This is a genomic window from Aequorivita marina (genome assembly GCF_031631895.2).
In the GTDB taxonomy this organism is placed as follows: Bacteria; Bacteroidota; Bacteroidia; order Flavobacteriales; family Flavobacteriaceae; genus Aequorivita; species Aequorivita marina.
In genome coordinates this window covers 1-26,959 of sequence record NZ_JAVMBW020000013.1, presented here as the reverse complement: position 1 = coordinate 26,959, position 26,959 = coordinate 1, and the positions used below count along the sequence as shown (strand labels likewise).

The following is a 26,959-nucleotide window of genomic DNA, read 5'->3' as shown; positions in this document are numbered from 1 at the left end:
CTAAAACAATTCGCTTACTTCCTTTTTTACATAGATTAAAGCTTTTTTTGAAGGTGTTGTTTCCTCCATAAAATTTTGCAATAACCATTCTCGGAACTTATGAACATCACCTACTTTTTCGTGCATTGCTCCTTGCCGAATTACACGAATGGTAGCGTTTTTAGCAGCGCTTACAAAATTCCAGCACTCGGGCGAAACATATACCTGTTGGGTAAGATTGTGCTCATATTCCTGCTCAATGGTATTTACAAGTAAGTTTTCATAATCTTCTATTGAATCTGAAAATGGCTTTATCCGAATCAATAATTGGTTTGGGTCTATACGTTCTAAAAATAAAACAATCCGCTCGAATGCTTGAAGGCGGACGGGCAATATTTCTTTTTGTGCTTCTTTCTGAACTAAATACCTACGCCTTCCTTCTTCATTGGCGGTGTGGCCTTTAAAAAAATAATAAGCTACTAAACCTACAACAATAGCGGGCAATAAATAGGCTACATAACTTAAAATTTGGGCTGCTTCTTCCATGGTCGATTTTTAAAAGTGAACAAACTTAAGAGTTTTCAAAATATTGACAAGATTTAATTTATTTAAAAATCAGTACCGAACTAAATTCTCTTTCTTCATTGCTTTTACTTCTTTTTTGGCTTCTTTTTCATGATAATTTCCGCCAAGGTGTTCACATTGCGATAGCTGTTTCATGCTTTCAAACGGAACTGCACATTTGTGATACATAAACGATTGAGACAAGGTTTTGATTAAATTTTTGTCGCCTACCGTAAGATCAACATCATCCATAGTGAATTGCGATGGGTGTTCATAGCCACAGGCATGGGTCATCTCTAGAAGCTCTTTCCTGAAATTCTTAAAATAAAAATGCGCTCTTACCGATTTATCTTCAATATTAATTCCACGTTGCAACCATTTGCTTTGGGTTGCAACTCCACTTGGGCAGCGATTGGTGTGGCACAATTGCGCTTGAATACAACCAATACTCATCATAGCTTCCCGGGCTACGTTTACCAAATCGGCGCCCATAGAAAATGCCATGGCCGCACGGGCAGGGAAACCGAGTTTACCGCTTCCTATAAAAACAACGCGATTACAAAGATCGTGTTTCTTAAAAATTTTATATACTTCGGCAAAACCAAAGAGCCAAGGCAACGATACGTGATCTGCAAAACTTGGTGGAGAAGCACCAGTTCCACCTTCACCACCATCAATGGTTATAAAATCGGGGCCTTTATTGGTTGTTTTCATGGTTTCAGCTAGCTCTTCCCATTCGTTTAAACGACCCACAGCAGATTTAATTCCAACGGGTAAACCGGTGGCTTCTGCAATACTTTCAATAAAGTCAATTAATTCGCTAACGCCATTAAATGCAGAGTGGCTGGGTGGAGATAATACGTCTTTTCCCAAGGGTACATGCCTAATTTCAGCAATCTCTGCGGTGATTTTGGCACCGGGAAGCACGCCTCCTTTTCCAGGTTTAGCACCTTGCGAAAGTTTAATTTCTATGGCTCGTATTTGATCATTGGCCTTGACCAAATCAATCATTTTTTCCATGGAAAATTGTCCTTCATCGTCTCGAACGCCAAAATATCCTGTTCCAAAGTGAAAAACAACATCGGCTCCAGTTTTGTGATAGGGTGATAGTCCGCCTTCTCCAGTATTGTGGTATGCATAGGCAAGTCCACAGCCTTTATTTAGCGACTCTACCGCTCTTGCCGAAAGCGATCCAAAACTCATGGCCGAAACATTAATAACAGAAGTAGGACGGTATGGGCGGCGACGCTTGTTATAGCCACCCATTAACTTGGCGCAGGGTAGAAAATAAGGGTTTTTGTAATTAGGATTGTCTTTTTTAACCTTATGGGGCAATAACGAATTGTTTATAAAAATATAGTTAGGTTCATAGATATCGCGGTCTGTTCCAAAACCCTCATAATTGTTTTGATTTTTTGCCGAAGCGTAAATCCAACCCCGTTCAATACGGTTAAAGGGCAACTCTTCCCGGTTGTTTGCCACAATATACTGACGAAGTTCTGGGCCAATACTTTCAAGCATATAGCGAATGTGCCCCACAATTGGAAAATTATGACTTACAGCGTGATATTTGTTAAAAAAAACATCGCGTATAGCAATAAGCAGTAGGACAATTAATATCCAAGCCCACCACGGAATTTGCCCTAGGAAAGAAAGAATCTCGTTCATAAATTGAAATTTTTATAAAGATATTTAAAATTATTCTTAAATAGAAGCATCTTGAAGTAGGGTTTTGGCCTAAATTTATGATACAGTCATTTTCACTTTAAAAGAAGTGGTTTTTTAAGATGAAATTAAGGGCTTGGTTTTCTATATATGAATCAAATGCGCTTTTTCTGCGAAATAATCCATGACGATTTATAGGAAGACGCAGCCCTTTAAAAGTGATAAATAATGCTTAAACTTGTGAAAATTAAAATGATGAAAGCAGTTTTCCCATATATTATAATACTTGTTTTTATGCTTTTGGGTTGTAAAACTAAACCTAATGATGAGCTTGAAGAAAGCACTTCCAAAGCTATAGTAGCGGAAAACCCGGATCAAGTGGATTACAATGCTACCGAAACGGAATCAAAATATGATGCTACTGAAACCGAATTTGTTGAAGAAGCAAACCACCTTGAATACGACCCTGCGCAAACACTATATTTTAGTCATGCATTTATCTATAAGTACCAAAATGAAGAACAAGAACTAAAAGATTTTTGGATCTATCACAACCCCGATAACGGTCAGTTAATGTATATGCCCAATGACGAAATGATTGATTTTGTGGTAAGTGACACCTTAGGGAATTATTATTTTTTAGGAAGCGATGGCCATGGCGCCCAGACCATAGGCTCTCAATACGTACATTGGGTTGCCAATCCAGAATCTTATAACGAAAATGCTTCGTATCCCATTTCAGACCAGTACGTTTCAATAAAGCTAACTGGAAAAACAAAAGCCTTGGATGCACACAGTACGGTTGACGGAGCGGCTATAGTAGGAGCGGAGTACAAATGGGAGTTTAGTAAAATGAGCGGTACACAACGCACGTATTTTACTGAGGTGATACCTGTAAATTCATATCAAATTTATGGTTTTAATAAGTTGGAAGGCGATATCCAACTGCCTGTTGGGGCCTTAGACTTTATTGGTTTTTTTGGAAAACACCAAACGCTTACCCATTTTTATGCTAAAGGGTTTAAGCTAGAGCTTGCGCATTACGAGTTTAACCCTGCTTTTGTAGAAGCTGGAACGTATCAATATGCAGTTCGAGAGGCTGATGGAAGTTGGAAAAAGAAACCATTTCCACTATTGTTACAAGATTGAATGTTCTTTAGATAGTTCAGTCTTTAATTTTCTTCGGTTTCTTTAGTAAGTGATTAGCACTATAAATTTTTACTTCTATGCTTTCTCAATCGCTTTAAGCAAGGCTGTAGTTTCTGCTGCTTCTGTTAAAATTTGTTTTTCTACAGAAACAAGTGCTAACTCTTAAAAACTAAGGTCAATTTTGTTTATAAATTAGGTCGATTTTTTGAGCAAAAGAGCGTGATAATGGCTAATTTCACAACTTTTAAAGTTTAAGATTTTGGAAAACTATTTACAACAATTAAATGAAGCACAACGCGCACCAGTGCTACAAAAAGATGGGGCGATGATTGTGATTGCTGGTGCGGGATCGGGAAAAACAAGAGTGCTCACATTTCGGATAGCGTACTTAATGTCTCAAGGGGTAGATCCGTTTAATATTTTGGCCTTAACATTTACCAATAAGGCTGCCCGAGAGATGAAGAGCCGTATTTCAAAAATTGTAGGCTCAAGCGAGGCAAAGAATCTTTGGATGGGAACCTTTCATAGTATTTTTGCTAAAATTCTTCGTTATGAGGCTGATAGATTGGGGTATCCTTCAAATTTTACAATTTATGACACGCAGGATTCCCAAAGTGTTATTCGTGCCGTAATTAAAGAAATGCGTCTGGATAAAGACATTTATAAATATAAGAAAGTGTATTCACGGATTTCTTCTTATAAAAACAGCTTGATAACTGTAAAGGCATATTTTAACAATGCAGAGTTAATGGAGGCCGATGCTATGGCAAAAATGCCACGTATGGGCGATATTTATCAAGCCTATGTAGATAAGTGTTTTAAGGCTGGAGCAATGGATTTTGACGATTTACTGCTTAAAACCAACGAGCTTTTAACGCGGTTTCCAGATGTATTGGCAAAATATCAAAATCGGTTTCGCTACATCTTGGTTGATGAGTACCAAGATACCAACCACAGTCAATACTTGATTGTTCGTGCGCTATCAGATAAATTTCAAAATATTTGTGTAGTGGGTGACGATGCACAGAGTATTTATGCCTTCCGTGGTGCAAACATCAATAACATCTTGAATTTTCAAAAAGATTATGATGAGGTAAAAGTGTTTCGACTAGAACAGAATTACCGCTCTACAAAAAACATTGTAAATGCCGCAAATACGGTTATCGAAAAAAATAAAACGCGACTGGAAAAGGAGGTTTGGACTGAAAATGATGAAGGAAGCAAGATTCTAGTTAACAGAACGATGACAGATGGTGATGAAGGCCGGTTTGTAGCTAGCTCCATCTTTGAAAATAAAATGAACCATCAACTAAAGGATGGGGATTTTGCAATTCTATACCGCACCAATGCACAGAGTCGAGCTATAGAAGATGCATTACGGAAAAAAGACATTCCTTACCGTATTTATGGTGGCCTCAGTTTTTACCAGCGTAAAGAAATTAAAGATGTATTGGCCTATTTGCGATTGCTGTTAAACCCAAAAGATGAAGAGGCGCTAAAACGGGTTATTAACTATCCTTCACGTGGCATTGGCGCAACTACAATGGAACGTTTAATTATTGCTTCAAATCACTATAATCGCTCCATGTTTGAAGTCATGAAGCATATTGATAAAATAGACCTGAAGGTTAATTCTAGAACCAAGGGTAAATTGAAGGATTTTGTAAGGATGATTGAGAGTTTTCAGGTTTTGAATGCCAACTATGATGTTTTCCAGATAGCCGAACATGTTTCAAAGAAAACCGGATTGCTCCAGGAGTTGAAAAAAGATGGAACGCCTGAAGGCATAGCCCGCATGGAAAATATTGAGGAATTGCTAAACGGAATGCGCGATTTTGTTGAAGAACAAAAGGAGATTGCTGACGCCACCGGTTCCCTTTCAGAATTTATGGAAGACGTTGCCTTAGCTACAGATTTAGACAACGACAAGGGAGATGATGACCGCGTAGCATTAATGACGGTGCACTTGGCAAAAGGCTTGGAGTTTCCTTATGTATATATTGTAGGTTTGGAGGAAGATCTATTCCCCAGCGGAATGAGTATGAATACGCGAAGCGAGCTGGAAGAGGAACGTCGCTTATTTTATGTGGCCCTGACCCGCGCAGAAAAACAAGCCTACCTAACTTACACCCAAAGTCGCTACCGATGGGGGAAATTGATAGATGCCGAACCCAGTAGATTTATTGAAGAGATAGACGAGAGCTTTTTGGAATACCTAACTCCTATTACCGAAAACCGCTATAAACCCTTGCTAGATGCCGATATTTTTGACGATGTTGATAAAAGTAAACTCCGATTGAAAAAGCCTGTTGCGGGGAAACCACCATCGGGCCCTACGGAAGAGCAGCTTCGTAAATTGCGAAGATTAAAACCTGTGACTAGCAAAACCGATAAAAATTTTAATGCCGAAGATGCTAATTTAAACGTGGGCACAATGGTTGAACACGTGCGTTTTGGCAAAGGAGAAATCCGTAAAATTGAAGGCGTAGGCGCAGATACAAAAGCCGAAATAAATTTTGAAAATGGAGGCTTAAAAAAGCTGTTGCTTCGTTTTGCTAAACTAAAAGTGCTGGAGTAAGGTTTTCGATGGTTTCCGAAACTACTTAGAAGGTTGCGATTATTTTTCTATTTCTAAATAACGATTAATATAATCGCTTATTTGGTTCAGCATATCGTCAACATCATTTGTGGCCCAGTTGGCATGACCGCCTTCATAGACATTAAAATTATGGTCTATTTCATGGGTGTTTAATGCTTCGTTTAAGGTTATAGCATTAGAAAGTGGTACCAAGGGGTCTGCATTGCCATAGAAAAGTAGGCTTGGGCTACTAACTGTAGATACTTGTAATGCCGGGCTTAAAACTTCAACATAATTAGTTCCTGGTGGATAAGCACTTTCATCAACCATTAGCGCTATTAAGGTGGGTAAATCTGTGCTTGGCGTATAATTGGGGTCGGTAAAATCTGTTGGGCCTACAATATCGGCGACCAGCTTTACGTGGTCATCGGCGTCATATACATAATCGTATAATAAAGAAAGATGCGCACCTGCACTTACACCAATAAGGGCAAATTCGGGGAGAATCTGCAGTTCCTTTTTCTCATCGGTCAATTTGTCTAAAACCGCTGCTATGTTTAAAATTTGATTTGGAAATGCCGGTGTGTTTTCATCTGCCAATACATAATTTATATTTACAATTGCATAATCAGGGTGTTTTTGCTGAAGGTATGGAATGTAGAGGGCCACATCGTCTTTGTCTCCTGTAGTCCAGCCGCCACCATGTACCAAGGCTATTACCTTTGTTTTATCAGTAGCCCGATTTTTGGGTAAGTACAAATCGTATGTTTCCGCTGGATGGGCACCGTAGGACACGTCTAAAAAAGTTTCCGCTTCAGTAACTGTCTCCTCTATAACGGAATCAGTATCTTTAGAACAGGATGTAAGGCCAAATTGAATGGCTATTATCAGAAATGGAAGCAGTAGTTTTTTCATATTGAAAGCTTGTTCTATTTTATAACGAGGTTTTCTGCTGTTTATGATTCAATAGAACTATATTGTGTTGGTTTTTTTGAAAAAATGAATTATATTTAAAATAAAGATTACGCTATGGCTGAATTTATTAAGATTTACGAAGAGAATCCCAGTCCGAAGGAAATTAAACGGGTAGTGAAAATATTGCGTGATGGGGGAGTCATTATTTTCCCTAGCGATACCGTATATGCACTAGGTTGCGACATTAAAAATAATCGAGCCTTAGAGCGTGTTGCCCAATTGCGCGGCGTAAAATTGGCAAAAGCAAACTTCTCGTTTATCTGTGAAGATTTGAGCAACCTAAGTGATTATGTTAGGCAAATAGATTCGCCAACATTTAAATTACTAAAGCGAAACCTGCCAGGACCTTACACCTTTATTCTTCCGGGTAATAACAATCTGCCAACGGTATTTAAAAAGAAAAAAGAGGTAGGTATCCGTGTTCCTGATAATGCAATTGCAAGGGCAATCGTCCAGGAATTGGGCAACCCCATAATTTCTACTTCCATAAAAGATGAAGATGAGGTTATTGAATACACTACAGATCCGGAGCTTATTCTTGAAAAATGGGGAGACCGGGTGGATTTGGTAATTGATGGAGGTTATGGAGGCAATATTGCTTCTACAGTAATTGACCTTACGGGAAGTGAGCCTGAAGTAATTCGTGAAGGAAAAGGAAGCTTAGAACTGTAAAAGCTAGAAAATACGGTTGATTTTATAGGTTACACCGTTAGTTGTTTTTCAGAAAATAATTTCTTCCCTTTTTTGTACTTTTATTTTTTAAGCAGATGTTTTAGCCCGCGGTAAAGATTTTGCTCCAAAATATCCATTTCGCCGTCTGATAAAAATAACTTTTTTATACTTTGAAAGGCTTCGTCAATTTCTTCTTTTGAATACTCAAGTCGCTCTATGGTGCTGTGTATTTTTTGAATTTGCTGGTAGTCATTATCCTCTTCAAACTCTTTGCGAATTTGCCTGTACTTCTCTTCGCCTACTTTAGATTTAATATATTCTTTTTCTTCTGATGAAACATTAAAATCTGCATGGGCACAATACAATAATATATATCCCTTTAACTCTTCGTGGGTCCAGTTGGTATTAAATTCGTTCATTTTTATAGTAGCCTTTAATTGATTGATTTCCCTACTAAGATACGAAAAGCTTTTGTATAAGTTCTTTTAAATTTTACAAAAAGCAATAAAAAAACCCGATCGTTAAGACCGGGTTGATTGTGTAATATAGTTATAAGAATTAGTTACCTGCTTCTAGGTTTTTCATTTCTTTTTCAATCATATCGTAGAACTGGTCAATTTTTGGTAGCACTAAGATACGAGTTCTTCTGTTTTTAGCTCTGTTTTCGGCAGTGGTGTTTGGTACCAATGGGTTGTACTCCCCACGACCGGCAGCAACCAATCTTTCTGGTTCAATACCAAGATCCTGAAGTGCTCTTACAATAGAGGTAGCACGTTTAACACTTAAGTCCCAATTGTCAAGTAAAGCTCCTCTTTTACCGTAAGGTACATTATCTGTGTGCCCTTCAACCATTGCTTCAAAGTCTGGTTTTCCGTTAATTACCTTTGCAACTTTTGCTAAAATTTCTTTAGCTCTTCCAGAGATTTGGTAGCTTCCGGTTTTAAATAAAACTTTATCTGAAAGGGAAATATAAACAACGCCTTTTTCAACACTTACTTCAATGTCTGGGTCATTGATTCCTACTTCTTTCTTAAGACTCGTTACCAATGCAAGCGTTACACTGTCTTTTTTGTTTAAGGCATCTTGTAAGCGCGAAATTTTAAGATCTTTCTCTTTAAGGCTTTCTAAAGATTTTTCAAGATTGGTAGCCCCTTTAGACGTCAACATCGTAAGATCTTTCGAACTTTGAATTAAATCTGCATTGGTCTTTTTCATATCTGCCAAACGCTCCTCAAGTTGGGTAGCACGGGCAGTAGCCGCCGCTCTTTCAGCAAGGCAATCGTTTAATTTAACGGTTGCGGTATTTAACAAATCTTGTGTGTTTTGTTGTTTGGTTTCAAGCTCGGCATATTTTTTCTTGGAAACGCAAGAAGTAAAAACTAAACCTGAACACATGGCTAGAATCAATATTTTCTTCATAATATTTGAAAGTGTTATAAATTAGATTGTGTATCTCAAAATTGTCGGTCAAAATTATTAAAATCCGAAGGAGTCTAAAAACGATTAACAATACTTTAGGTTATAACTGATTGAAAAATTTATTTTTTCGTATAAAATACTGATATATAATAGATTTTACTGTAAAATACCTAAAATGTGATGCGTTTTTCTTTCGTTTTTTTATAAATTTTGGAATAAAGCCGTAGAAACTGAAATGCGCTTTTAGAATCGCTAAAAAATGTTTGGGCTTCCCCTGAAATAAAAATTGAAAGGCAGCAGCGCCATCTAAGACCAATCTCATAAATATAGCCGCGTACGCCTTTGCTCCGCCAGCATTTTTCAACAAGTTTAAAAGGGAGTTTCGAAAATTGAAAAATGTTTTTTTAGGATTTAAACTAGCCAAAGTAGCACCTCCAACATGATACACTTCAGATTTTCCTACATACATAACTTTCCCGCCTCCGGCCTGTAATCGCCAACAGAGATCAATTTCTTCCTGATGCGCAAAGTAATCTTCGTCCAGGCCACCGGCTTCCCAAAAGGCTTCCGCTTTTACAAATAGGCAGGCTCCAGAAGCCCAAAATATGGGGGTAACATCATTGTATTGCCCAGTATCTTTTTCTAAGGTATTGAAGACTCTTCCTCTGCAATACGGATATCCGTATTTATCGATGAATCCGCCAGCTGCACCGGCATATTCAAAGTATGAGGTGTTTTTATAGTCTAATATTTTTGGTTGAGCGGCAACAACTGAGGGGTCTTTTTTGAATTCTGAAAGTATAGGGTTTAACCAGTTTTTGGTTACAGCTACATCGCTATTGAGTAGTACGAATATTGTTTCCGATAGCGTTTTTAGAGCGTCGTTATATCCTTTTGCATAACCGCCATTCACCTTGTTCTTAATGATTTTTACCGATGGGAAGTGTTCGGAAATAAAAGAAATTGAATTGTCGGTTGAAGCATTGTCAGCCACATATACATTGGCCTCATCTGAAAACCCAACCACCGAAGGAAGGAACTTCTCTAATAACTCCTTTCCGTTCCAATTAAGAATGACGACTGCGACTTTCACGGGGCAAATTTAATTAAAAAGTTGATGTTTCAATATAAAAGGTAGCGCTCTATATTGTTTGTATGGTATTGGTTTTTATCGGTCAGGAAGTTCTCTTAAAAATATGTAGCGCTCGTTTTCGTAATCCATTCTACAGAAATAGTGATCCAGCCCATTGGTTACCATTAAAAATTCACTTTTTAACGCGAGATTATACCGGGCTATTTGATCAAAAGTGAGTTGGGAGATTTTTATTGAAGGAGCTTTACATTCCACAATCAAAAAGATGCTGCCATCGCTATTGTAAATCACTACATCATAGCGTTTGGTGGTTTTGTTTAATTTGAGCTGTTTTTCAACATTAATAAGGCTTTTTGGATATTTTTTTTCCTGAATAAGAAACTGAACCGTATGCAATCGAACCCATTCCTCTGGTGTGAGGACGACGAATTTTTTTCGTATTTCATCAAAAACCAATGTTTTATTTTCGCTACTTTTGAAGCGAAATGAATAATCTGGGAAGTTCAGCTTTATCATGATACAAATATCACTGAAATTCCAAACACCAAACACCAAATTTCAAACAAATACCAAACTAGAAACGAGAAACCAAAAACGAGAAACATCTTTTCATGCCGCTAGACAAAGTAAAATCCATCATCACCGAGATTAAAAACGGAAAGACCAAACCCATTTATTTTTTAATGGGGGAAGAACCGTATTACATTGATGGTATTTCTAATTTTATTGAAAAATCTGTTTTGTCTGAGGAAGAAAAGGGCTTTAACCAAATGGTGCTGTATGGGCGCGATGTTTCTATTGAGGACATTATTAGCAATGCAAAACGCTACCCCATGATGGCCGAAAAACAGGTGGTTATTGTTAAGGAAGCTCAGGATCTTTCCCGAACTATTGAAAACTTGGTGAGTTATGCAAAAGAGCCTCAACCTACAACTGTTTTGGTGCTTTGCTATAAATATAAAACGCTTGATAAGCGAAAAAAACTGGCTAAAGCTATTGCCAAAACTGGAGTAGTTTTTGAAAGCAAAAAACTTTATGAAGATAAGGTGCCAGACTGGATTAAACGTGTTTTGGCAGGAAAAGGGTATACCATAAGCCCTAAGGGAGCGCAGATGCTGGTTGAGTTTTTAGGAAACGACCTCAGTAAGATAAATAATGAACTTGAAAAACTACAGCTCATTTTAAAGCCTGGGCAGCAAATTACACCAGAGGTAATTGAGGAAAACATCGGTATTAGTAAAGACTTTAATAATTTTGAGCTTCAGAATGCCATTGGTGCCAGAGATGTAAAAAAAGCCTTTGCTATTATTCAGTATTTTTCTCAAAACCCAAAAAACAACCCCTTGGTGGTAACCGTGGCTTTGCTGTATAGCTTCTTTTCCAAACTGCTTAAATATCACGCGCTTTCAAACAAGGGCAATGCAGCCAAAGCTTTGGGGGTTCACCCATATTTTATTAAAGATTATCAAACCGCAGCTGGCAACTACCCCATGAAAAAAGTGAGTGCCATTATTGCGGTAATTCGAGAAGTTGATATGAAAGGCAAAGGTGTGGACGCTGCAAATCTTTCGCAAGGTGATCTACTAAAAGAGCTGTTGGTTAAAATTTTCAACTAAACCCTTAAAATTCAGCTAGCTGTAATTACCCAGTAAACTTATTTTCTGTCTGCCGAATACCTGCCAGCCCCTAATAGTGCAATTGTAATAAAGCCAATTAAGTATAAAATTGCTTTTTCCTTGACGCCAAAAGCATCGTTGGCGTGATGGGCAAATGCGGCAATAGCCATTGTGATTAGTACAGGTATGCTCGCAAGTCTGGTTTTGAAACCAATGATTATTAAAACTGGGAAAACTACCTCGCAGAGTACAGCTAAAACCAGCGATGCAGGTGCGCCAATGCCTATTGGGTCTACAAAGGAAAAATCTCCCGATGCTAATTTTAATAGTTTTGGTATGCCATGCGTAAGCATCATGCCGCTAAAACCTACGCGAAGAAAAAGCAGGGCAAAGTTATAGGTGTTTGAGGTTTTCATAAAATCATTTTTAGTCTTGAGTAAAGCGAAGATAAAAAAAGATTATATACAGGATTGAATGCCGCTATTATTTTAAACTCTAAATTATACTGATAATGTAGTATAAATTGGAACGGCTCTTTTTAATAATGTATTTTTGTGCCGCTAAAAAAAAAAGAAATGACAAAACTTAAGGCTTGGGTTTCTGCTGCCAGATTGCGTACCTTACCATTATCTATTGCCGGAATTGTTACTGCAGGAGCTGCCGCCAAGGAGACAGCTGTTTTTTCTTGGTCCATTTTTTTATTGGCCTTAGCCACAACTTTAGGGTTTCAGATCCTGTCCAATTTTGCCAATGATTATGGCGATGGCGTAAAAGGAACCGATAACCACGAACGCGTTGGGCCCATGCGTGCCATGCAAAGTGGTGCCTTATCTGCCAAAGATTTGAAAGTTGGAATGGTAATTACTACTATCATTACCTTGTTAATTGCCTGTTGGTTGATTTATGTAGCCTTTGGAGGTGATAATTTTTTGCATTCTACCTTGTTTTTGATTTTGGGAATAGCCGCAATTGTTGCCGCCATAACCTATACCGTGGGTAAAACAGCCTATGGTTACCGAGCCTTAGGCGATGTTTTTGTCTTTGTCTTTTTTGGGCTGTTAGGCGTTATGGGAGCTTATTTTTTATTTGCGAAAAACCTAAACGGATATATCCTATTGCCCGCATTGGTAATTGGTTTTTTGAGTACAGCCGTGCTTAATTTGAACAATATGCGCGATCGCTTGGCAGATGCCAACGTCAATAAAAATACACTTGCCGTTTTATTGGGTGGAACGAAGGTGAAAACCTACCATTACTTTCTTTTAGTAGCAGCTTTTGGCCTCGCCCTTGCCTACTTTATTCTCAAAGAAGTAACCTTGTTTCAATACCTGCCGCTACTGGCATTTATCCCGTTGTTTATTCATTTAAAAACAGTAAAATTAAATACTTCTCCGCCACTTTTAGACCCTGAATTGAAAAAGGTTGCCTTGAGCACTTTTCTGTTTTCCGTCTTATTTTTTGCATCGGCGTGGTTTTAATTTTATATTTAAAGAAAAATAAATTATGAAGATTACATATTACGGACAAAACTGTCTAGGGCTTGAGATAAAAGGAAAAAACATTCTTATAGATCCATTTATCAGCGGAAACGATCTGGCCAAGGACAAAATTGATATCAACAATCTTAAGGCTGACTATATTCTGCTAACCCATGCCCATCAAGACCATACGTTAGATGCGGAAGCCATTGCAAAAAATACGGATGCCATAATTGTGAGTAATTTTGAAATAGCCAACCATTACGAAGCAAAGGGAATTGAAGTCCACCCTATGAACCATGGTGGAAGCTGGAGTTTTGAGTTTGGTAAAGTTAAATATGTTACCGCCCACCATACCAGTAGCTTCCCCGATGGCAGCTATGGAGGACAACCAGGTGGCTTCGTGATTGAAGGTGAACACAAAAACATTTATGTTGCTGGAGACACTGCCCTAACTATGGATATGAAACTTATTCCGCTTTATACAAAACTAGACTTAGCAATTCTTCCTATTGGCGATAATTTTACGATGGGCGTTGACGATGCAATTATTGCCAGTGATTTTGTTGAATGTGACAAAGTAATGGGCGTACATTACGATACCTTTGGGTACATAGAAATAGACCACAAAGCAGCAAAACGTAAATTCTACGAAGCCGGAAAAGACCTGATGCTTTTTGAAATTGGCGAGAGTATCGAATTATAAAACTGGTAAGATAAGCTACTAGCTAAGCATGTTTTAACGCTGCTAGGCTATGTATTCTTGCAATCTTTATAGAAACATGACAGCACATTTTACAAAACACATTCTTGACTTCAAACGCCCCAGCGGAACCTCCCGTGGTGTGATGAACACTAAGGAAACATTTTTTTTAATTCTTAAAAATGGCGAAGCTACAGGAGTGGGCGAATGCGGACTGTTGCGGGGCTTAAGCGTAGATGATACCCCTCATTTTGAAGAGAAATTGCAATGGGTGTGTAAAAATATTTCGTTAGGGGAAGAAAAGCTATACCATGCCTTAACCGAGTTTCCCGCAATTCAATTTGGTCTTGAAACAGCTTTTAAATCGCTTCAGTCCAAAAATTCGTTTGTTTTGTATCCTTCAGGTTTTACTAGGGGAGAGGAGCAAATAGCAATTAACGGTTTGGTTTGGATGGGCGATAAAGCTTTTATGAAAGATCAGATTGCTGAAAAACTGAAGCAGGGTTTTAGCTGTATCAAAATGAAGATTGGAGCAATCGACTTTAAAACCGAGTTGGAATTGCTGAAGTCTATTCGGAACGAGTTTTCAGTTTCTGAAGTAGAATTACGGGTTGATGCCAATGGGGCTTTTTCACGAAGAGAGGCGCTGGAAAAACTAAAAGTACTTTCCGATCTTGAGCTGCACTCTATAGAACAACCTATTAAACAAGGTCAATGGCAGGAAATGGCTCGATTATGTGAAGATACTCCTTTACCAATCGCTTTAGACGAAGAGTTAATTGGGGTTTTTTCAGAAGAAGAAAAACATAAATTGATGACTACAATAAATCCGCAGTATATCATTTTAAAACCATCTCTGATTGGCGGTTTTCGTGGAAGTGACTCTTGGATACGTCTTTCAGAAAGTCATAATGCAGGCTGGTGGATAACTTCTGCTTTAGAAAGTAATATTGGTTTGAATGCGATTTCGCAGTTTACTTTCACAAAAAGCAGTAAATTGCCGCAGGGTTTGGGCACAGGCAGTCTTTATACCAACAATATTGAAAGTCCGTTGGAAGTTTCTAACGGAGCACTTCATTACAACCCCAACCATGATTGGGATTTTAAGGTTTAAATTTTTTAATATAGTTAACGTCTCATTTCTCACATTTAATCTAATCTCTAAAAATGTATATTCAACAAGCCTTTAAATCCCTACACGAATGGTGGCGCTATTTAGTAGGGTTTATAATTATTTTTATCGCCAGCCAGATAGGTACAATCCCCTTAATTGTAGCCGTAGCCCTTAAAGTATTTACAGATGGCGGAAATATAGAGTCACTACAGGATCAGAGTGTTTTGATGACCGTTTTAGATTCCAACCTAACCCTGTTTTTGATGTTGCTCAGTTTTGCTGTCGGCCTTTTGGCAGTATATTTGGTGGTCCGGTTTCTTCATAAACAAGGGTTTGTGGCTTTAACAACTTCCCGTAAAAAAATAGACTGGGGACGGGTGCTTTTTGGGTTTGGCCTTATAACAATTACCACGCTTGTAGTCACCCTTATAGATTACAACAGCAATCCCGAAAATTATGAACTGCAATTCGAGTTGGTTCCTTTTATTATCCTTGCTGTTATAGCCATTATTATGATTCCATTGCAAACTAGTTTTGAAGAATATTTATTCCGCGGGTATTTGATGCAGGGTATTGGGGTGTTGGCAAAAAACAGATGGCTGCCATTAATAATAACTTCGGTGGTCTTTGGGGCACTTCACCTTGCAAATCCGGAAGTGGATAAGTTGGGGAATGTAATTATGATCTACTATATAGGTACGGGTTTTTTCTTGGGAATTATGACCTTAATGGACGAAGGTATGGAACTCGCATTAGGTTTTCATGCAGGAAACAACCTGATTACCGCAGTACTGGTAACTGCCGATTGGACGGTATTTAAAACCCATTCCATTTTTAAGGATATCTCAGAACCTTCAGCTGGTTTTGATGTAGTAGCTCCTGTACTTATTCTTTACCCTATTTTTTTGCTTATCATGGCTTATCGCTACAAGTGGAAAAACTGGGGACAAAAACTCTTTGGAAAAGTGGAACCCCCGCTTTTGGAAGCTGAACCAAGTGAAGCTCCTATTGAAATTACCGAAGAGAACACTAAATAGTAAGCATATTGGAATCTTTTTTAAATCTTCACTTTAAACTGAACGGCAAGAATTTTGCTTCAGAAGAAATTTTAAGAAAACATGCGGCTATTTTAGTTGAAAATGGAGAAAATGATGATGTAGCCATCGGAAACTTTATCTTAGAATGGCTTAACGATTCCGATTTTGTCAAGGTGAAAACCTCGGGTTCTACAGGTACACCAAAAACCATTAAACTTCATAAAAAAAACATGTATAACAGTGCCTCGGCAACTGTAACCTACTTTAAATTATTGGAGGGAACAAAGGCTTTGCTGTGTATGCCTTCGGAATATATTGCGGGAAAAATGATGTTGGTTAGGGCAATGATAGCAGGCTGGAATTTGTACACTGCCGCTCCTGAAAAGAATCCGTTAAAAAGAAATGATTCACCGTTTGATTTTACCGCGATGGTGCCCTATCAGGTGTTGCATTCCTTAGCAGAATTACACAAAGTAAAAAAGCTGATTGTTGGTGGCGGTGCTGTTCCTTGGCAATTGGAAGCAGAATTGCAGTCGCTATCAACAAGTATTTTTGCAACCTATGGCATGACTGAAACCATAAGTCATATTGCAGTACGACCTATAAACGGAAAGGAGAAATCGGATGTTTTCTCTGCGCTTCCAAAAGTTGATTTCGCTTTAACTGAAACCGGATGTTTAATAATAAACGCGCCAGAAATTTCTGAGGCTGCAGTCGTAACCAATGATGTGGTTGAGCTTCTTTCGCCAACTTCTTTTAAGTTTTTGGGAAGAATTGACAATGTAATCAATAGTGGAGGCATAAAAATACATCCCGAAGCCGTAGAAACAAAACTCTCGCCTTACATCAATAAACCGTTTTTTATCGCTTCAGAAAAGAACGATGCACTAGGAGAGCAAGTTATCTTACTAGTTGAGGCTGAGGAACAACTGCTGTTGCAAGATTTCTCTGAAGCGCTTCAAGCCCTTTCTACTTATGAAAAACCTAAAAAAATATACACCCTACAACAGTTTGCTTATACCGATACAGGAAAAATAAAACGGGGCGATACTTTAAAAAAGGTGATAAAAAGCTAGAGGACTTAGACTTAGCTACTAAATGTGGCTACAGAAGCATATACTTTAATTGTTTAAAAAACCCTTTTAGTTATAGAAATAACCAAAAGGGTTTTTTTTAAAACAATCATTAGTGTCCGATTAAAAGAGTGAGAAAATTTGTTGAGTCACAGATAATAGGCAATTAGAATATTTTTTATTTAATGGCAGCATGCTATTATACTTAGCATCAAAATTTATCGATTAAAAAGTATGTTTAATCAATTTTATCTAGTTTTCAATCTATTAAAAAGCAAGTCTTACGTCTTATATCTTAGTCGGACACGACTATAAAACAATAAAAATTATCATCAATTTAAACTTGGAGCACGCCCATGTTAAATGGTTTTTCAATAGGCGAATGGTTTGCGGCTTCAATCCCCATAGAAATCCATTTTCGTGTGTCTAATGGGTCAATCACTGCATCGGTCCAAATTCGGGAAGCGGCATAATAAGGAGAAATCTGCTCGTCGTATCGCGCTTTGATTTTTTCATAAAGTTTGGTTTCCTCTTCTTCAGAAATCTTCTTGCCTTGCTTTTTTAGAGAAGCTGTTTCAATTTGCAGCAATACTTTTGCAGCGCTGTTTCCGCTCATTACGGCAAGTTCGGCACTTGGCCATGCTACTATCAATCGTGGGTCATAAGCTTTCCCGCACATGGCGTAATTACCGGCACCGTAGCTGTTTCCTATAACAATGGTGAACTTGGGAACCACACTATTACTAACGGCATTTACCATTTTGGCGCCGTCTTTAATAATGCCTCCGTGTTCGCTTTTACTGCCTACCATAAACCCGGTCACGTCTTGTAAAAACACGAGTGGAATTTTCTTTTGGTTGCAATTTGCTATAAACCGCGTGGCCTTATCTGCGCTATCGCTGTATATAACGCCTCCAAACTGCATTTCGCTAGGTTTAGTTTTTGCTTTTGTAGTTTTTACCAAGGTGCGCTGGTTTGCTACAATCCCTACAGCCCAGCCATCTATTCGTGCATATCCAGTTAGTATGGTTTGACCATAACCTTCCTTGTACTCATCAAACTCACTATCATCAACAAGGCGCTTTATAATCTCCCGCATGTCGTATTGCTCGGCACGCGATTTCGGGACTAGTCCATAAATGTCTTCCTGGTTTTCCTTAGGTTTTGCAGCCTTTTCACGATTGAAACCAGCTTTGTCGTAATCGCCAATTTTAGAAAAGATATTCTTTATTTTGTCTAAGGCGTCCTTATCATCCTTGGCCTTATAATCAGTAACGCCGCTTACCTCAGAGTGGGTTGTAGCGCCGCCTAGTGTTTCATTGTCAATACTTTCGCCTATTGCAGCTTTCACCAAATAACTACCAGCAAGAAAGATGCTTCCTGTTTTATCAACAATAAGTGCTTCGTCGCTCATTATAGGTAGGTAAGCTCCGCCTGCAACACAACTACCCATAACGGCTGCAATTTGGGTAATACCCATGCTGCTCATTACGGCGTTGTTTCTAAAAATTCTTCCAAAGTGCTCCTTATCGGGGAATATCTCGTCTTGCATAGGCAGGTAAACCCCGGCGCTATCCACCAGATAGATAATGGGCAATCGGTTTTCAATAGCGATTTCCTGGGCGCGAAGATTTTTTTTCGCAGTAATAGGAAACCATGCTCCCGCCTTTACGGTTGCATCATTGGCAACTACAATACATTGCTTTCCTTTTACATAACCAATTTTCACTACTACGCCACCACCTGGGGCGCCACCGTGCTCCTCATACATTCCTTCGCCGGCAAAAGCTCCTATTTCAATACTCGGTTTTTTAGGGTCTAGAAGATAATCTATGCGTTCCCGAGCGGTAAGCTTTCCTTTTGAATGTTGTTTGTCTATTCTTTTTTGGCCGCCACCAAGTTTTACTTTGGCAAGTTTGTTTCGTAATTCTGAAACCAAAAGTTTGTTGTGGTCTTCGTTTTTGTTGAAGTCTAAATCCATTGAAATAATATTGTTTGCGCTAAAATACGAAATGCTACGAACTCCTTTTGCTAATGGACTTAAAATCTTAAAAATTTAGTGAAAAGTGAGATTTTTTAAAAATAGGAGGCAGCGATAAGGAGAAACAGAAAACGGCGTTTATATGATTTTTTGTCATCGGGAAATGTACTTTTTATAAAACTTAAAAAGACCATAAAATCTTTTTTTGTTTCTTCGTTTTTCTTTGGAAACACCTTTGTTTACTGATAATTGTCATAACGTACATGGGAATCAACATTTATCTTTGATTAGAATTAAAAAGGTAGATTATGAGAACTTTAAAACAAGTAAAATTAGTATTTGCAAGTCTATTAATATTGGTTTTAACCACACAAATTGTTGTGGCTCAAACCTACCATTTAGACAATGAAACTTCGTCATTAAAAATCGATGGCACATCAAATCTTCACGATTGGCAGATTGTTGCAGAAAATCAACAAGGAACGCTAGTGGCAGATTTTGAAGATGGAAAACTCAGCGAAATTAAACAGTTAGATTTCACGGTAACTGCTGAAAGCCTAAAGAGTGGAAAGTCTGCAATGGACAAGAATACTTATAAGGCTTTAGATACAAAAGAGTACAAGCAAATAGTATTTAAACTCAATGATGTAAACAGTATTAATTGCGCAGCAAATAGCTGTAAAGTATCTGCTACGGGAGACCTTACAATTGCTGGAACAACCAAACCAATAAACATAACTTTTACTATGGAGATTGGGGCATCTAAAATTTCATTGACAGGAACAAAGAACATCAAAATGACTGACTTTAATGTAGATCCTCCAAAAGCATTGTTTGGAACCATTACCACTGGCGACGCAATTGACGTAATATTTCAATCAAGTTTTAAAAAATAATATCTAACGAATTTTTAATAAAACATTCAATCATTAAAAACAATAACATGAAAAAAACAATTAATTATGTCAGTGCAGCAATGATAGTGCTGTTTGGCTTCCAGGCAATTTCACAAGAAAAAGACTCAAGAGATTTAGATGATTTTAGATTTCGTGATAAACGCGGTATTGAACAGTTTGAGGCTAAAAAAGACACCGCCACATCTTTTGATGGCGTTAAGGTACGTATTGGGGGAGCATTCGCAATTCAATTTCAAGCCTTAGACCATGAAAGTACGGGAACACCTATAGATACAGATGGTAATCCTGTTTCATTAATTGAACTTGGCGATAACTTTAACTTGCCTACCGCGAATTTAGATTTAGATGTTCAGCTATATGATGGAATAAGTATGCACTTAAGAACATACTTATCTTCACGTCATCACCCAGAGCCTTACGTTAAGGGAGGGTATATTCAAATTGATAAACTAGACTTTGTAAGTGAAGGTTTTATGGAAGATCTAATGAAGGATCTTAGAATAAAAATAGGCCATATGGAGAATAATTATGGCGATGCTCACTTTAGGCGATCAGATAATGCACAGGCAATTTACAATCCATTTGTAGGCAACTTAATTATGGATGCATTTACTACTGAAGTAGGAGCAGAGGTGTATTACTTTAAGAAAGGATTTATTGGTATGATTGGAGCTACAAACGGTAAGTTAAACCAATCTGTAGATAAACCTGGTACTACCGACCCTTCTTTTTTGGCAAAATTAGGATATGAAACTAATATCAGTGACGATTTACGGTTTAGGTTAACAGGTTCGGTATATCATACAAACAAAAGTGCAAACGCATATTTGTATAACGCAGATAGGGCAGGTTCAAGATATTACCTAGTAATGGAGGCTGAAGGTGCTTCTGCGAAAAATAACTTTACATCAGGTCGTTTTAACCCTGGGTTAAGAAATGAGCTTACCTCTTTTATGGTAAACCCGTATGTGAAATATCAAGGTCTTGAATTCTTCGGAACTTATGAAAGAGCTTCTGGAAAAGCAGATGCCGAACTTGATACACGAAGTTTTAACCAATATGCAGCTGAGCTTGTTTACCGTTTTGGAAATGATGAAAACATATTTGTTGGCGGTCGTTACAACTATGTAGATGGCGAAATGCCTGGCGGAACAGATGTAGATATTTCAAGATTTAACCTTTCTGCAGGATGGTTTATGACAAATAATGTTCTTGCCAAACTAGAATATGTAAATCAGAAGTATAACGGATTCAACACAGACGATTTAAGAAATGGTGGTAAGTTTAACGGAGTTGTATTTGAGGCAGTAATTAGCTTCTAATTAGACTTCAGTAAAAAAATAAGGTGGGGAATCTAAACTTCCCCACCTTTTATAAATTTGTAAAACCATGAACCCTCTCCTTCTTTTCTGTTTTACTACAATGCTCTGTTTAAATGCTTGGTCGCAGCCTGATTTTGAAACTAAAAAAGTTCAAATTCTGGCCAGCAGCGAACTCATAATAAATGGAGACACTAACATTAGTAAGTTTGGTTGCGGTTTTAATACCATATACTTAGAAGAGTATAGAGATGTTGCATATCAAAGAAACGGGAACGATATCAGTTTTACGAATGCCGTTCTTTTTTTAAAAAACAAAGGTTTTGACTGTGGAAATAAAGGGATTAATCAAGATTTCCATGAAATGCTTAACACTAAAGCGCATCCAAATATTGTTTTAGAACTAACTAAAATAACATTAAATAAAGACGAAAGCGCCATAGCGAAGGTGCTGATTACTATTTCAGGAGTTAAAAAAGAGTATTCGCTTCCCGTAGCTATTTTCTCTTCGCCCATAAACCGGTTCGTTGGTTCCTTAAAATTAAATATAAACGATTTTAATCTTGAACCACCTTCAAAAATGTTTGGCCTAATAAAGATCAAAAAAGATATTGATATAAACTTTGATCTTATTGCAGAATTATAAGCAACCAAGAAAAAAACATAATTGGACGTTATCTGCGTATCACTTTCCAAGCTTATTAATTATTGTCGTCTGACAAATAATTTCGTTATCCCTTCAATTTTATACAAAACAGGGGCTCGAAGAATATTTAAAACGAAATTTCTCGGCTTTTCAAGACGTTAGAGAGAAAGTTGCTTTCTTTTTACCGCTTCAAAAAGATAAAAACCCATAAACTAAGAATTAACATTTAACTGAAAAAATTTAGTATTTTAACAAATATGAATTTTTATCTTTGCCCGCACTAAAATTCTAATTTGCATTGTCATATTGTGTTGCAGATTATTTTTTTAGAAAATTAATAAAACTCAATAAAATACTATGAAAGCTATTGAAACATCTTCTGAAAATAATTCCAATCAGGCCTCTGTTGATAAGTCCATAAAAATTGGAGTTATTGGTTTAGGATACGTAGGGCTACCTTTAGCGCGACTTTTTGCTACAAAATATCCAGTTGTTGGTTTTGATATAAATAAGGGTAGGGTAGATGAACTGCAGGGGGGGCATGATAGTACCCTTGAAGTGGAAGATGAGCAATTACAGCAGGTACTCCTACAGGCAAACCCGGTAGGTGTATTTGCGAATATAGCAGAGGGAAAAGATGCTGAAAACACGACTGAAAAAGTAAAGAACGGTTTGTTTTGTACAACCGACTTGATGGACATTCAAGGCTGTAATTACTACATAGTTACGGTTCCTACTCCCGTAGATAAAAACCACCGTCCAGTACTTACGCCATTGTACGCCGCAAGCGAAACAGTGGGGAAGGTGCTTAAAAAAGGAGATACGGTAGTTTATGAATCTACGGTATATCCTGGAGTTACGGAAGATGAATGTGTTCCTGTCTTAGAGCGAGAGAGTGGTTTGCAATTCAATAAAGATTTTTTTGTGGGGTACTCTCCAGAGCGAATTAACCCAGGCGACAAAAAGCATACGGTAGATAAAATATTAAAAATTACAGCAGGCTCTACACCAGATTCGGGAGAAGCCATCAATAAGTTATATGCTTCGGTCATAACAGCTGGCACATACCTAGCACCTAGTATAAAAGTGGCAGAAGCTGCAAAAGTTATTGAAAACTCCCAGCGAGACATTAATATTGCTTTTGTAAATGAACTAGCAAAAATCTTTAACTTGCTTGAAATTGATACCCACGAAGTTTTAAAAGCTGCAGGGACCAAATGGAACTTTTTACCTTTTAAACCTGGATTGGTAGGTGGGCACTGCATTGGGGTTGATCCTTATTATTTGGCACAAAAAGCCCAGGAATGTGGCTATCACCCTGAAATTATTTTAGCTGGAAGAAGATTAAATGATTCTATGGGCGAATATGTAGCTTCTCAGGTGGTAAAGTCTATGATTAAAAAAGGAATTGCAATCGGGGATGCAGAAATACTTTTACTTGGCGTTACGTTTAAGGAAAACTGTCCCGATGTCCGTAATACAAAAATCGTTGATGTGGTACACTCCCTTTGCGAATATGGAATTAAGGTTACTACCTATGATCCTTGGGCCAAACCAGAAGAAGTTAAACATGAATACGGTATAGAAACCATGAATACCTTGCCTGAAGCTAAGTTTGACGCAATTGTTTTAGGCGTTTCGCACAATGAATTTTTAGAGTTAGATCTCGATGTTTATAAAAAGGAAAAGGCGATTGTTTATGACGTTAAAGGAGTTTTAAAAGAAAGTACTGCCAAGCTTTAACTTAACCATTTACAGGATAAAACACATTACGGAAAAATGTATTTGGGGAAACGCCTCAAATCTTGTTTGTCCTGTGAAACTAAAAGCATTATAGATTAAATCACTGTGAAGTCATAAGCTCTGTTTAACAGGATTTCACAGGTCAAGAAAAATAGTCATGAGTTTAGAACAATTTAAATTATTAAACGGTAAAAGAGTACTAGTAACAGGAGGAGCCGGGTTCAACCCGTGAAATAATGGCAAAATGCAAGATTTTTATTATGTATATATAATAGCGTCCTAAACGTTCATAAGGTAACCTTTGAAAACCTTTGTTTAATAGGGCTTTAGGAATAATATGAAGATTAAGGGTCTGTAATTGAATATTCCTGTTTTTTGGCCTATCGAAAATTTATCGTAAAATTTGAAGTGAAGTTCCCGTAAAATTTTAGGCTGTTTGAGCCAGCAAAGATAATCATCAAAGCACTGGATTTAAAGGCGAGTTCCTAAAATTTAGGGGACGAACAAAAAATTTAGATAAAATTTCGTAAGCCTAGATTTTTTTGGTTCGTTTTTTCATCAATGGAAAAAATGAATAGGTTAAATATTTAGGACAGGATTGATGTATATATATTAAAAAGTGAGAAGGACGGTAATAAATATACCGGCTATACATCTAATTTGCCATTAAGATTGGAGGCGCATCAAAACGGGAAGGTGAGTTCTACAAAATACCGCAGACCTTTAAAGCTGATTTATTTTGAAGGATGTTTATCCCAAGAAGATGCATTAAGAAGAGAAAAATATTTAAAAACACATTACGGAAAAATGTATTTGGGGAAACGCCTCAAATCTTACCTGTCCTGTGAAACTAAAAGCATTATAGATTAAATCACTGTGAAGTCATAAGCTCTGTTTAACAGGATTTCACAGGTCAAGAAAAATAGTTATGAGTTTAGAACAATTTAAATTATTAAAAGGTAAAAGAGTACTAGTAACAGGAGGAGCCGGGTTCATTGGCTCTAATCTTTGTGAGGCACTCTTAAGTATTGAAGCAAATGTTACCTGCTTAGATAATTTCGCTACAGGCCATAAGCATAATATCGCTCCATTTTTAAGTCGTGAAAACTTTGTTTTAATTGAAGGTGATATTCGCGATTTAGAAACCTGTCAAGAAGCTTGTTTAAATCAAGATTTTGTTTTGCATCAAGCTGCCTTGGGCTCAGTTCCACGATCTATCAACGATCCAATTACTTCAAACGATGTAAACGTAGGAGGTTTTTTAAATATGTTGGTTGCTGCCCGAGATAAAGGTGTAAAGCGTTTTATTTATGCAGCAAGCAGTTCTACATATGGTGATAGTGAAGCTTTGCCAAAAGTTGAGGACAAGATAGGAAAGCCGTTGTCTCCTTATGCCATTACCAAATATGTAAATGAGCTTTATGCCGAAATATTTAACACCACTTACAATTTGGACACTGTTGGGTTGCGTTATTTTAATGTGTTTGGTAGAAGACAAGATCCAAATGGTGCTTATGCAGCAGTAATTCCGCTTTTTGTAAAACAGTTTATGAAGCACAAAAGCCCAGTTATCAATGGAGACGGTACTTACTCTCGCGATTTTACATATATAGATAACGTAGTGCAAATGAATTTACTGTCTTTAACAACAGAAAATGAAGCCGCCTTAAATCAGGTTTATAACACAGCGGTAGGAGATAGAACTACCTTATTGGAACTTACCGAACTTCTTAAAAAGCACCTTGGAAATTTTGATAATAAAATTAAAGATGTTGCAATTGAGCACGGTCCAAACCGAAAAGGAGATATTCCACACTCCCTTGCTTCCGTAGAAAAGGCAAAAAGTCTTTTAGGGTATAAGCCTACGCACGCCATTGATGCCGGTTTAGGTGAAGCCGTAAAGTGGTATTGGGAAAATTTAGGGGAATAGGTTCGTAGCTTACATTTTTAAAGAGATGTTTGGTGAACCTTGGTCTCATTCCAGTTCTAAACCGCTATGATTTTTTGTGTTGAAATATTTGCACTTCGATTTCATCGACAACCAACGAAGTACAGCACTTGATTTTCTTTGAAGTTTCTTGTTTTGGTTGCTCTTACTCACTTTATGATTATTTGAACTTGCATAACCAAAGGCCCTCAAGAATTTTTAAAACCAACACCTATACGCTCGAATAAAACTGACACTTTACTATAATTTGTAATTGTTGCTATTCTTCCTTAGATGCTTTTGTGATCTAGAACCGTTGTTAAACCATTTTCTTGGAGCAATAAATTGTTTATGCTCCCTTGTAATTGTACTTTTATTAATTCAATCATCTCTCTATATTTTTAAAGTTTCTCAAAACTTCAAATCTATAAGTTGGGATGATTGTTTTTACTATACAGACACACTTTTTTGGACGGTATCTAAATAGAAACATTTTGAAAGTATATAAAATGAAATTAACCTAATTTCAAGCTATTACAATTCTAATCGTAAGTCGTATTTCTTAAAGCGGTCGTTCGTCTTTGTCCGACGTTAATGATTTTGAATAAAGCTTTCCTGTTTTTTTAAAACACCTTAGTCTTATCGTTTTAGCGTAAAGTGTCCTTTGAACTCGCGGGATTGTCCGTTCTCCTGGTACTCCACGCGGAACCAGTAGTCGCTCGAGGGTAGCGGATTGCCGTTGTAGGTGCCATCCCATCCTGGGCCCAGTGGGCTAAGCTGCTTGAGTAGTTTCCCGAAGCGGTCAAAAATATAGATCTTGGCTTGGGGGTCGCCCGTACCAATGCCAATGATGTTCCAGGTGTCGTGATAGCCGTCTTCATTAGGTGTAAAGAAAGGTGGGTAGTCTATCACCCCCACTACTATGGTCACCCTGCCGCAACCTCCTTTGTCGCGTACGGTAATGGTGTGCGTTCCAGGAGACACATTTTCAAAGATTGGGCTGTCCTGAAACGGGCCGTCGTCCAGCTGGTACTCATAGTCGCCGTTGCCACTAACGGTGACCTCAATGGTATGGCTGTCGGCAAAGGCGGCACTCACCACGTTGGCCTCATAAATCAAGGGCGGTGAAGAGATTGTTACCGTGGTACTGATACTGTTGGAGCAGCCAGATTCAATACTGGTATAGGTTACCGTGTATTCCCCACCCTGCATCACAATAATCGAGGGACCGGTCTCTCCAGGGATGATTACCCCATCCAGTTCCCATACAAAGGTGAACAGCGCTGGATCTAGGCCGGTGTCAATTACCGG

General features: G+C 37.8%; 25 protein-coding genes. 15 read left to right on the top strand and 10 right to left on the bottom strand.

Features of this window, described 5'->3' with window-relative positions; translation table 11 throughout:
• Positions 1–525, bottom strand: coding sequence for a DUF7935 family protein (locus QPK98_RS12495; RefSeq protein WP_310993797.1), 525 nt, complete (start codon positions 523–525; stop codon positions 1–3).
• A gap of 69 nt (positions 526–594) precedes the next feature.
• Entirely contained in the window at positions 595–2,211 is a 1,617-nt protein-coding gene (locus QPK98_RS12490) for an FMN-binding glutamate synthase family protein (RefSeq protein WP_310993796.1), read from the bottom strand.
• 249 nt (positions 2,212–2,460) lie between these two features.
• Here QPK98_RS12490 and QPK98_RS12485 point away from each other — a divergent pair, with 249 nt between their 5' ends.
• Both QPK98_RS12485 and QPK98_RS12480 read left to right on the top strand, forming a co-directional pair.
• Entirely contained in the window at positions 2,461–3,357 is an 897-nt protein-coding gene (locus tag QPK98_RS12485; protein ID WP_310993795.1) for a hypothetical protein, read from the top strand.
• 259 nt (positions 3,358–3,616) lie between these two features.
• Complete coding sequence (locus QPK98_RS12480) at positions 3,617–5,935, top strand: ATP-dependent helicase (protein WP_310993794.1); 2,319 nt, start codon at positions 3,617–3,619, stop codon at positions 5,933–5,935.
• A gap of 39 nt (positions 5,936–5,974) precedes the next feature.
• Here QPK98_RS12480 and QPK98_RS12475 read toward each other — a convergent pair whose 3' ends face one another.
• The gene (locus QPK98_RS12475; RefSeq protein WP_310993793.1) at positions 5,975–6,850 is read right to left on the bottom strand and encodes an alpha/beta hydrolase; all 876 of its coding nucleotides are present in this window, start codon (positions 6,848–6,850) and stop codon (positions 5,975–5,977) included.
• Positions 6,851–6,964: 114 nt separating this feature from the next.
• Between QPK98_RS12475 and QPK98_RS12470 the strand changes: the two genes are divergently transcribed.
• A complete protein-coding gene (locus QPK98_RS12470) occupies positions 6,965–7,582 on the top strand; it encodes an L-threonylcarbamoyladenylate synthase (protein ID WP_310993792.1) in 618 nt (205 codons plus the stop codon).
• An 80-nt stretch (positions 7,583–7,662) separates the two neighbouring features.
• Here QPK98_RS12470 and QPK98_RS12465 read toward each other — a convergent pair whose 3' ends face one another.
• The 4 genes from QPK98_RS12465 to QPK98_RS12450 all read right to left on the bottom strand — a co-directional run bounded on the left by QPK98_RS12465 (position 7,663) and on the right by QPK98_RS12450 (position 10,610).
• Positions 7,663–8,001: a hypothetical protein gene (locus tag QPK98_RS12465; RefSeq protein ID WP_310993791.1), complete on the bottom strand. Its 339-nt coding sequence runs from the start codon at positions 7,999–8,001 to the stop codon at positions 7,663–7,665.
• A gap of 139 nt (positions 8,002–8,140) precedes the next feature.
• On the bottom strand, positions 8,141–9,001 hold the full coding sequence (locus QPK98_RS12460) for an OmpA/MotB family protein (protein WP_310993790.1): 861 nt from the start codon (positions 8,999–9,001) through the stop codon (positions 8,141–8,143).
• 100 nt (positions 9,002–9,101) lie between these two features.
• The gene (locus QPK98_RS12455) at positions 9,102–10,094 is read right to left on the bottom strand and encodes a glycosyltransferase family 2 protein (RefSeq protein WP_310993789.1); all 993 of its coding nucleotides are present in this window, start codon (positions 10,092–10,094) and stop codon (positions 9,102–9,104) included.
• 75 nt (positions 10,095–10,169) lie between these two features.
• Positions 10,170–10,610, bottom strand: a complete 441-nt coding sequence (locus QPK98_RS12450) for a type I restriction enzyme HsdR N-terminal domain-containing protein (protein WP_310993788.1) — start codon at positions 10,608–10,610, stop codon at positions 10,170–10,172.
• Positions 10,611–10,705: 95 nt separating this feature from the next.
• Here QPK98_RS12450 and holA point away from each other — a divergent pair, with 95 nt between their 5' ends.
• A complete protein-coding gene (holA, locus tag QPK98_RS12445) occupies positions 10,706–11,710 on the top strand; it encodes a DNA polymerase III subunit delta (protein WP_310993787.1) in 1,005 nt (334 codons plus the stop codon).
• 38 nt (positions 11,711–11,748) lie between these two features.
• Here holA and QPK98_RS12440 read toward each other — a convergent pair whose 3' ends face one another.
• On the bottom strand, positions 11,749–12,126 hold the full coding sequence (locus QPK98_RS12440) for a DoxX family protein (RefSeq protein WP_310993786.1): 378 nt from the start codon (positions 12,124–12,126) through the stop codon (positions 11,749–11,751).
• 159 nt (positions 12,127–12,285) lie between these two features.
• On the opposite strand from QPK98_RS12440, the gene menA reads away from it, so the two are divergent.
• The 5 genes from menA to QPK98_RS12415 all read left to right on the top strand — a co-directional run bounded on the left by menA (position 12,286) and on the right by QPK98_RS12415 (position 17,118).
• Positions 12,286–13,188, top strand: a complete 903-nt coding sequence (gene menA, locus QPK98_RS12435; RefSeq protein ID WP_310993785.1) for a 1,4-dihydroxy-2-naphthoate octaprenyltransferase — start codon at positions 12,286–12,288, stop codon at positions 13,186–13,188.
• A 25-nt stretch (positions 13,189–13,213) separates the two neighbouring features.
• Positions 13,214–13,894: a metal-dependent hydrolase gene (locus QPK98_RS12430; RefSeq protein WP_310993784.1), complete on the top strand. Its 681-nt coding sequence runs from the start codon at positions 13,214–13,216 to the stop codon at positions 13,892–13,894.
• Positions 13,895–13,970: 76 nt separating this feature from the next.
• Entirely contained in the window at positions 13,971–15,005 is a 1,035-nt protein-coding gene (locus QPK98_RS12425) for an o-succinylbenzoate synthase (RefSeq protein WP_310993783.1), read from the top strand.
• A 53-nt stretch (positions 15,006–15,058) separates the two neighbouring features.
• The gene (locus QPK98_RS12420) at positions 15,059–16,042 is read left to right on the top strand and encodes a CPBP family intramembrane glutamic endopeptidase (RefSeq protein ID WP_310993782.1); all 984 of its coding nucleotides are present in this window, start codon (positions 15,059–15,061) and stop codon (positions 16,040–16,042) included.
• Between the two features lie 8 nt (positions 16,043–16,050).
• On the top strand, positions 16,051–17,118 hold the full coding sequence (locus QPK98_RS12415; protein ID WP_310993781.1) for an AMP-binding protein: 1,068 nt from the start codon (positions 16,051–16,053) through the stop codon (positions 17,116–17,118).
• Positions 17,119–17,452: 334 nt separating this feature from the next.
• Here the strand turns inward: QPK98_RS12415 and QPK98_RS12410 are convergent, their stop codons facing one another.
• On the bottom strand, positions 17,453–19,096 hold the full coding sequence (locus QPK98_RS12410) for an acyl-CoA carboxylase subunit beta (RefSeq protein WP_310993780.1): 1,644 nt from the start codon (positions 19,094–19,096) through the stop codon (positions 17,453–17,455).
• 308 nt (positions 19,097–19,404) lie between these two features.
• Between QPK98_RS12410 and QPK98_RS12405 the strand changes: the two genes are divergently transcribed.
• The 6 genes from QPK98_RS12405 (at position 19,405) to QPK98_RS12380 (ending at position 25,651) form a co-directional block, all read left to right on the top strand.
• Positions 19,405–19,992: a YceI family protein gene (locus tag QPK98_RS12405; RefSeq protein ID WP_310993779.1), complete on the top strand. Its 588-nt coding sequence runs from the start codon at positions 19,405–19,407 to the stop codon at positions 19,990–19,992.
• Between the two features lie 47 nt (positions 19,993–20,039).
• The gene (locus QPK98_RS12400; protein WP_310993778.1) at positions 20,040–21,335 is read left to right on the top strand and encodes a hypothetical protein; all 1,296 of its coding nucleotides are present in this window, start codon (positions 20,040–20,042) and stop codon (positions 21,333–21,335) included.
• 67 nt (positions 21,336–21,402) lie between these two features.
• On the top strand, positions 21,403–21,978 hold the full coding sequence (locus QPK98_RS12395) for a YceI family protein (protein WP_310993777.1): 576 nt from the start codon (positions 21,403–21,405) through the stop codon (positions 21,976–21,978).
• A 357-nt stretch (positions 21,979–22,335) separates the two neighbouring features.
• The gene (locus QPK98_RS12390; RefSeq protein WP_310993776.1) at positions 22,336–23,721 is read left to right on the top strand and encodes a nucleotide sugar dehydrogenase; all 1,386 of its coding nucleotides are present in this window, start codon (positions 22,336–22,338) and stop codon (positions 23,719–23,721) included.
• A gap of 597 nt (positions 23,722–24,318) precedes the next feature.
• Positions 24,319–24,591, top strand: a complete 273-nt coding sequence (locus QPK98_RS12385) for a GIY-YIG nuclease family protein (protein WP_310993881.1) — start codon at positions 24,319–24,321, stop codon at positions 24,589–24,591.
• A gap of 58 nt (positions 24,592–24,649) precedes the next feature.
• Entirely contained in the window at positions 24,650–25,651 is a 1,002-nt protein-coding gene (locus tag QPK98_RS12380; RefSeq protein ID WP_310993775.1) for an SDR family oxidoreductase, read from the top strand.
• 636 nt (positions 25,652–26,287) lie between these two features.
• On the opposite strand, the gene QPK98_RS12375 is transcribed toward QPK98_RS12380, so the two are convergent.
• On the bottom strand, positions 26,288–26,959 hold a 672-nt coding region (locus QPK98_RS12375), incomplete at its 5' end, for a T9SS type B sorting domain-containing protein (protein ID WP_310993774.1).

Excerpts from the sequence above, each read along its gene's own strand:
- QPK98_RS12495 (WP_310993797.1), bottom strand. The coding sequence starts at position 525 with ATGGAAGAAGCAGCCCAAATTTTAAGTTATGTAGCCTATTTATTGCCC.
- QPK98_RS12490 (WP_310993796.1), bottom strand. The coding sequence starts at position 2,211 with ATGAACGAGATTCTTTCTTTCCTAGGGCAAATTCCGTGGTGGGCTTGG.
- QPK98_RS12485 (WP_310993795.1), top strand. The coding sequence starts at position 2,461 with ATGATGAAAGCAGTTTTCCCATATATTATAATACTTGTTTTTATGCTT.
- QPK98_RS12475 (WP_310993793.1), bottom strand. The coding sequence starts at position 6,850 with ATGAAAAAACTACTGCTTCCATTTCTGATAATAGCCATTCAATTTGGC.
- QPK98_RS12470 (WP_310993792.1), top strand. The coding sequence starts at position 6,965 with ATGGCTGAATTTATTAAGATTTACGAAGAGAATCCCAGTCCGAAGGAA.
- QPK98_RS12465 (WP_310993791.1), bottom strand. The coding sequence starts at position 8,001 with ATGAACGAATTTAATACCAACTGGACCCACGAAGAGTTAAAGGGATAT.
- QPK98_RS12460 (WP_310993790.1), bottom strand. The coding sequence starts at position 9,001 with ATGAAGAAAATATTGATTCTAGCCATGTGTTCAGGTTTAGTTTTTACT.
- QPK98_RS12450 (WP_310993788.1), bottom strand. The coding sequence starts at position 10,610 with ATGATAAAGCTGAACTTCCCAGATTATTCATTTCGCTTCAAAAGTAGC.
- holA (WP_310993787.1), top strand. The coding sequence starts at position 10,706 with ATGCCGCTAGACAAAGTAAAATCCATCATCACCGAGATTAAAAACGGA.
- QPK98_RS12440 (WP_310993786.1), bottom strand. The coding sequence starts at position 12,126 with ATGAAAACCTCAAACACCTATAACTTTGCCCTGCTTTTTCTTCGCGTA.
- menA (WP_310993785.1), top strand. The coding sequence starts at position 12,286 with ATGACAAAACTTAAGGCTTGGGTTTCTGCTGCCAGATTGCGTACCTTA.
- QPK98_RS12430 (WP_310993784.1), top strand. The coding sequence starts at position 13,214 with ATGAAGATTACATATTACGGACAAAACTGTCTAGGGCTTGAGATAAAA.
- QPK98_RS12425 (WP_310993783.1), top strand. The coding sequence starts at position 13,971 with ATGACAGCACATTTTACAAAACACATTCTTGACTTCAAACGCCCCAGC.
- QPK98_RS12420 (WP_310993782.1), top strand. The coding sequence starts at position 15,059 with ATGTATATTCAACAAGCCTTTAAATCCCTACACGAATGGTGGCGCTAT.
- QPK98_RS12410 (WP_310993780.1), bottom strand. The coding sequence starts at position 19,096 with ATGGATTTAGACTTCAACAAAAACGAAGACCACAACAAACTTTTGGTT.
- QPK98_RS12405 (WP_310993779.1), top strand. The coding sequence starts at position 19,405 with ATGAGAACTTTAAAACAAGTAAAATTAGTATTTGCAAGTCTATTAATA.
- QPK98_RS12400 (WP_310993778.1), top strand. The coding sequence starts at position 20,040 with ATGAAAAAAACAATTAATTATGTCAGTGCAGCAATGATAGTGCTGTTT.
- QPK98_RS12395 (WP_310993777.1), top strand. The coding sequence starts at position 21,403 with ATGAACCCTCTCCTTCTTTTCTGTTTTACTACAATGCTCTGTTTAAAT.
- QPK98_RS12390 (WP_310993776.1), top strand. The coding sequence starts at position 22,336 with ATGAAAGCTATTGAAACATCTTCTGAAAATAATTCCAATCAGGCCTCT.
- QPK98_RS12380 (WP_310993775.1), top strand. The coding sequence starts at position 24,650 with ATGAGTTTAGAACAATTTAAATTATTAAAAGGTAAAAGAGTACTAGTA.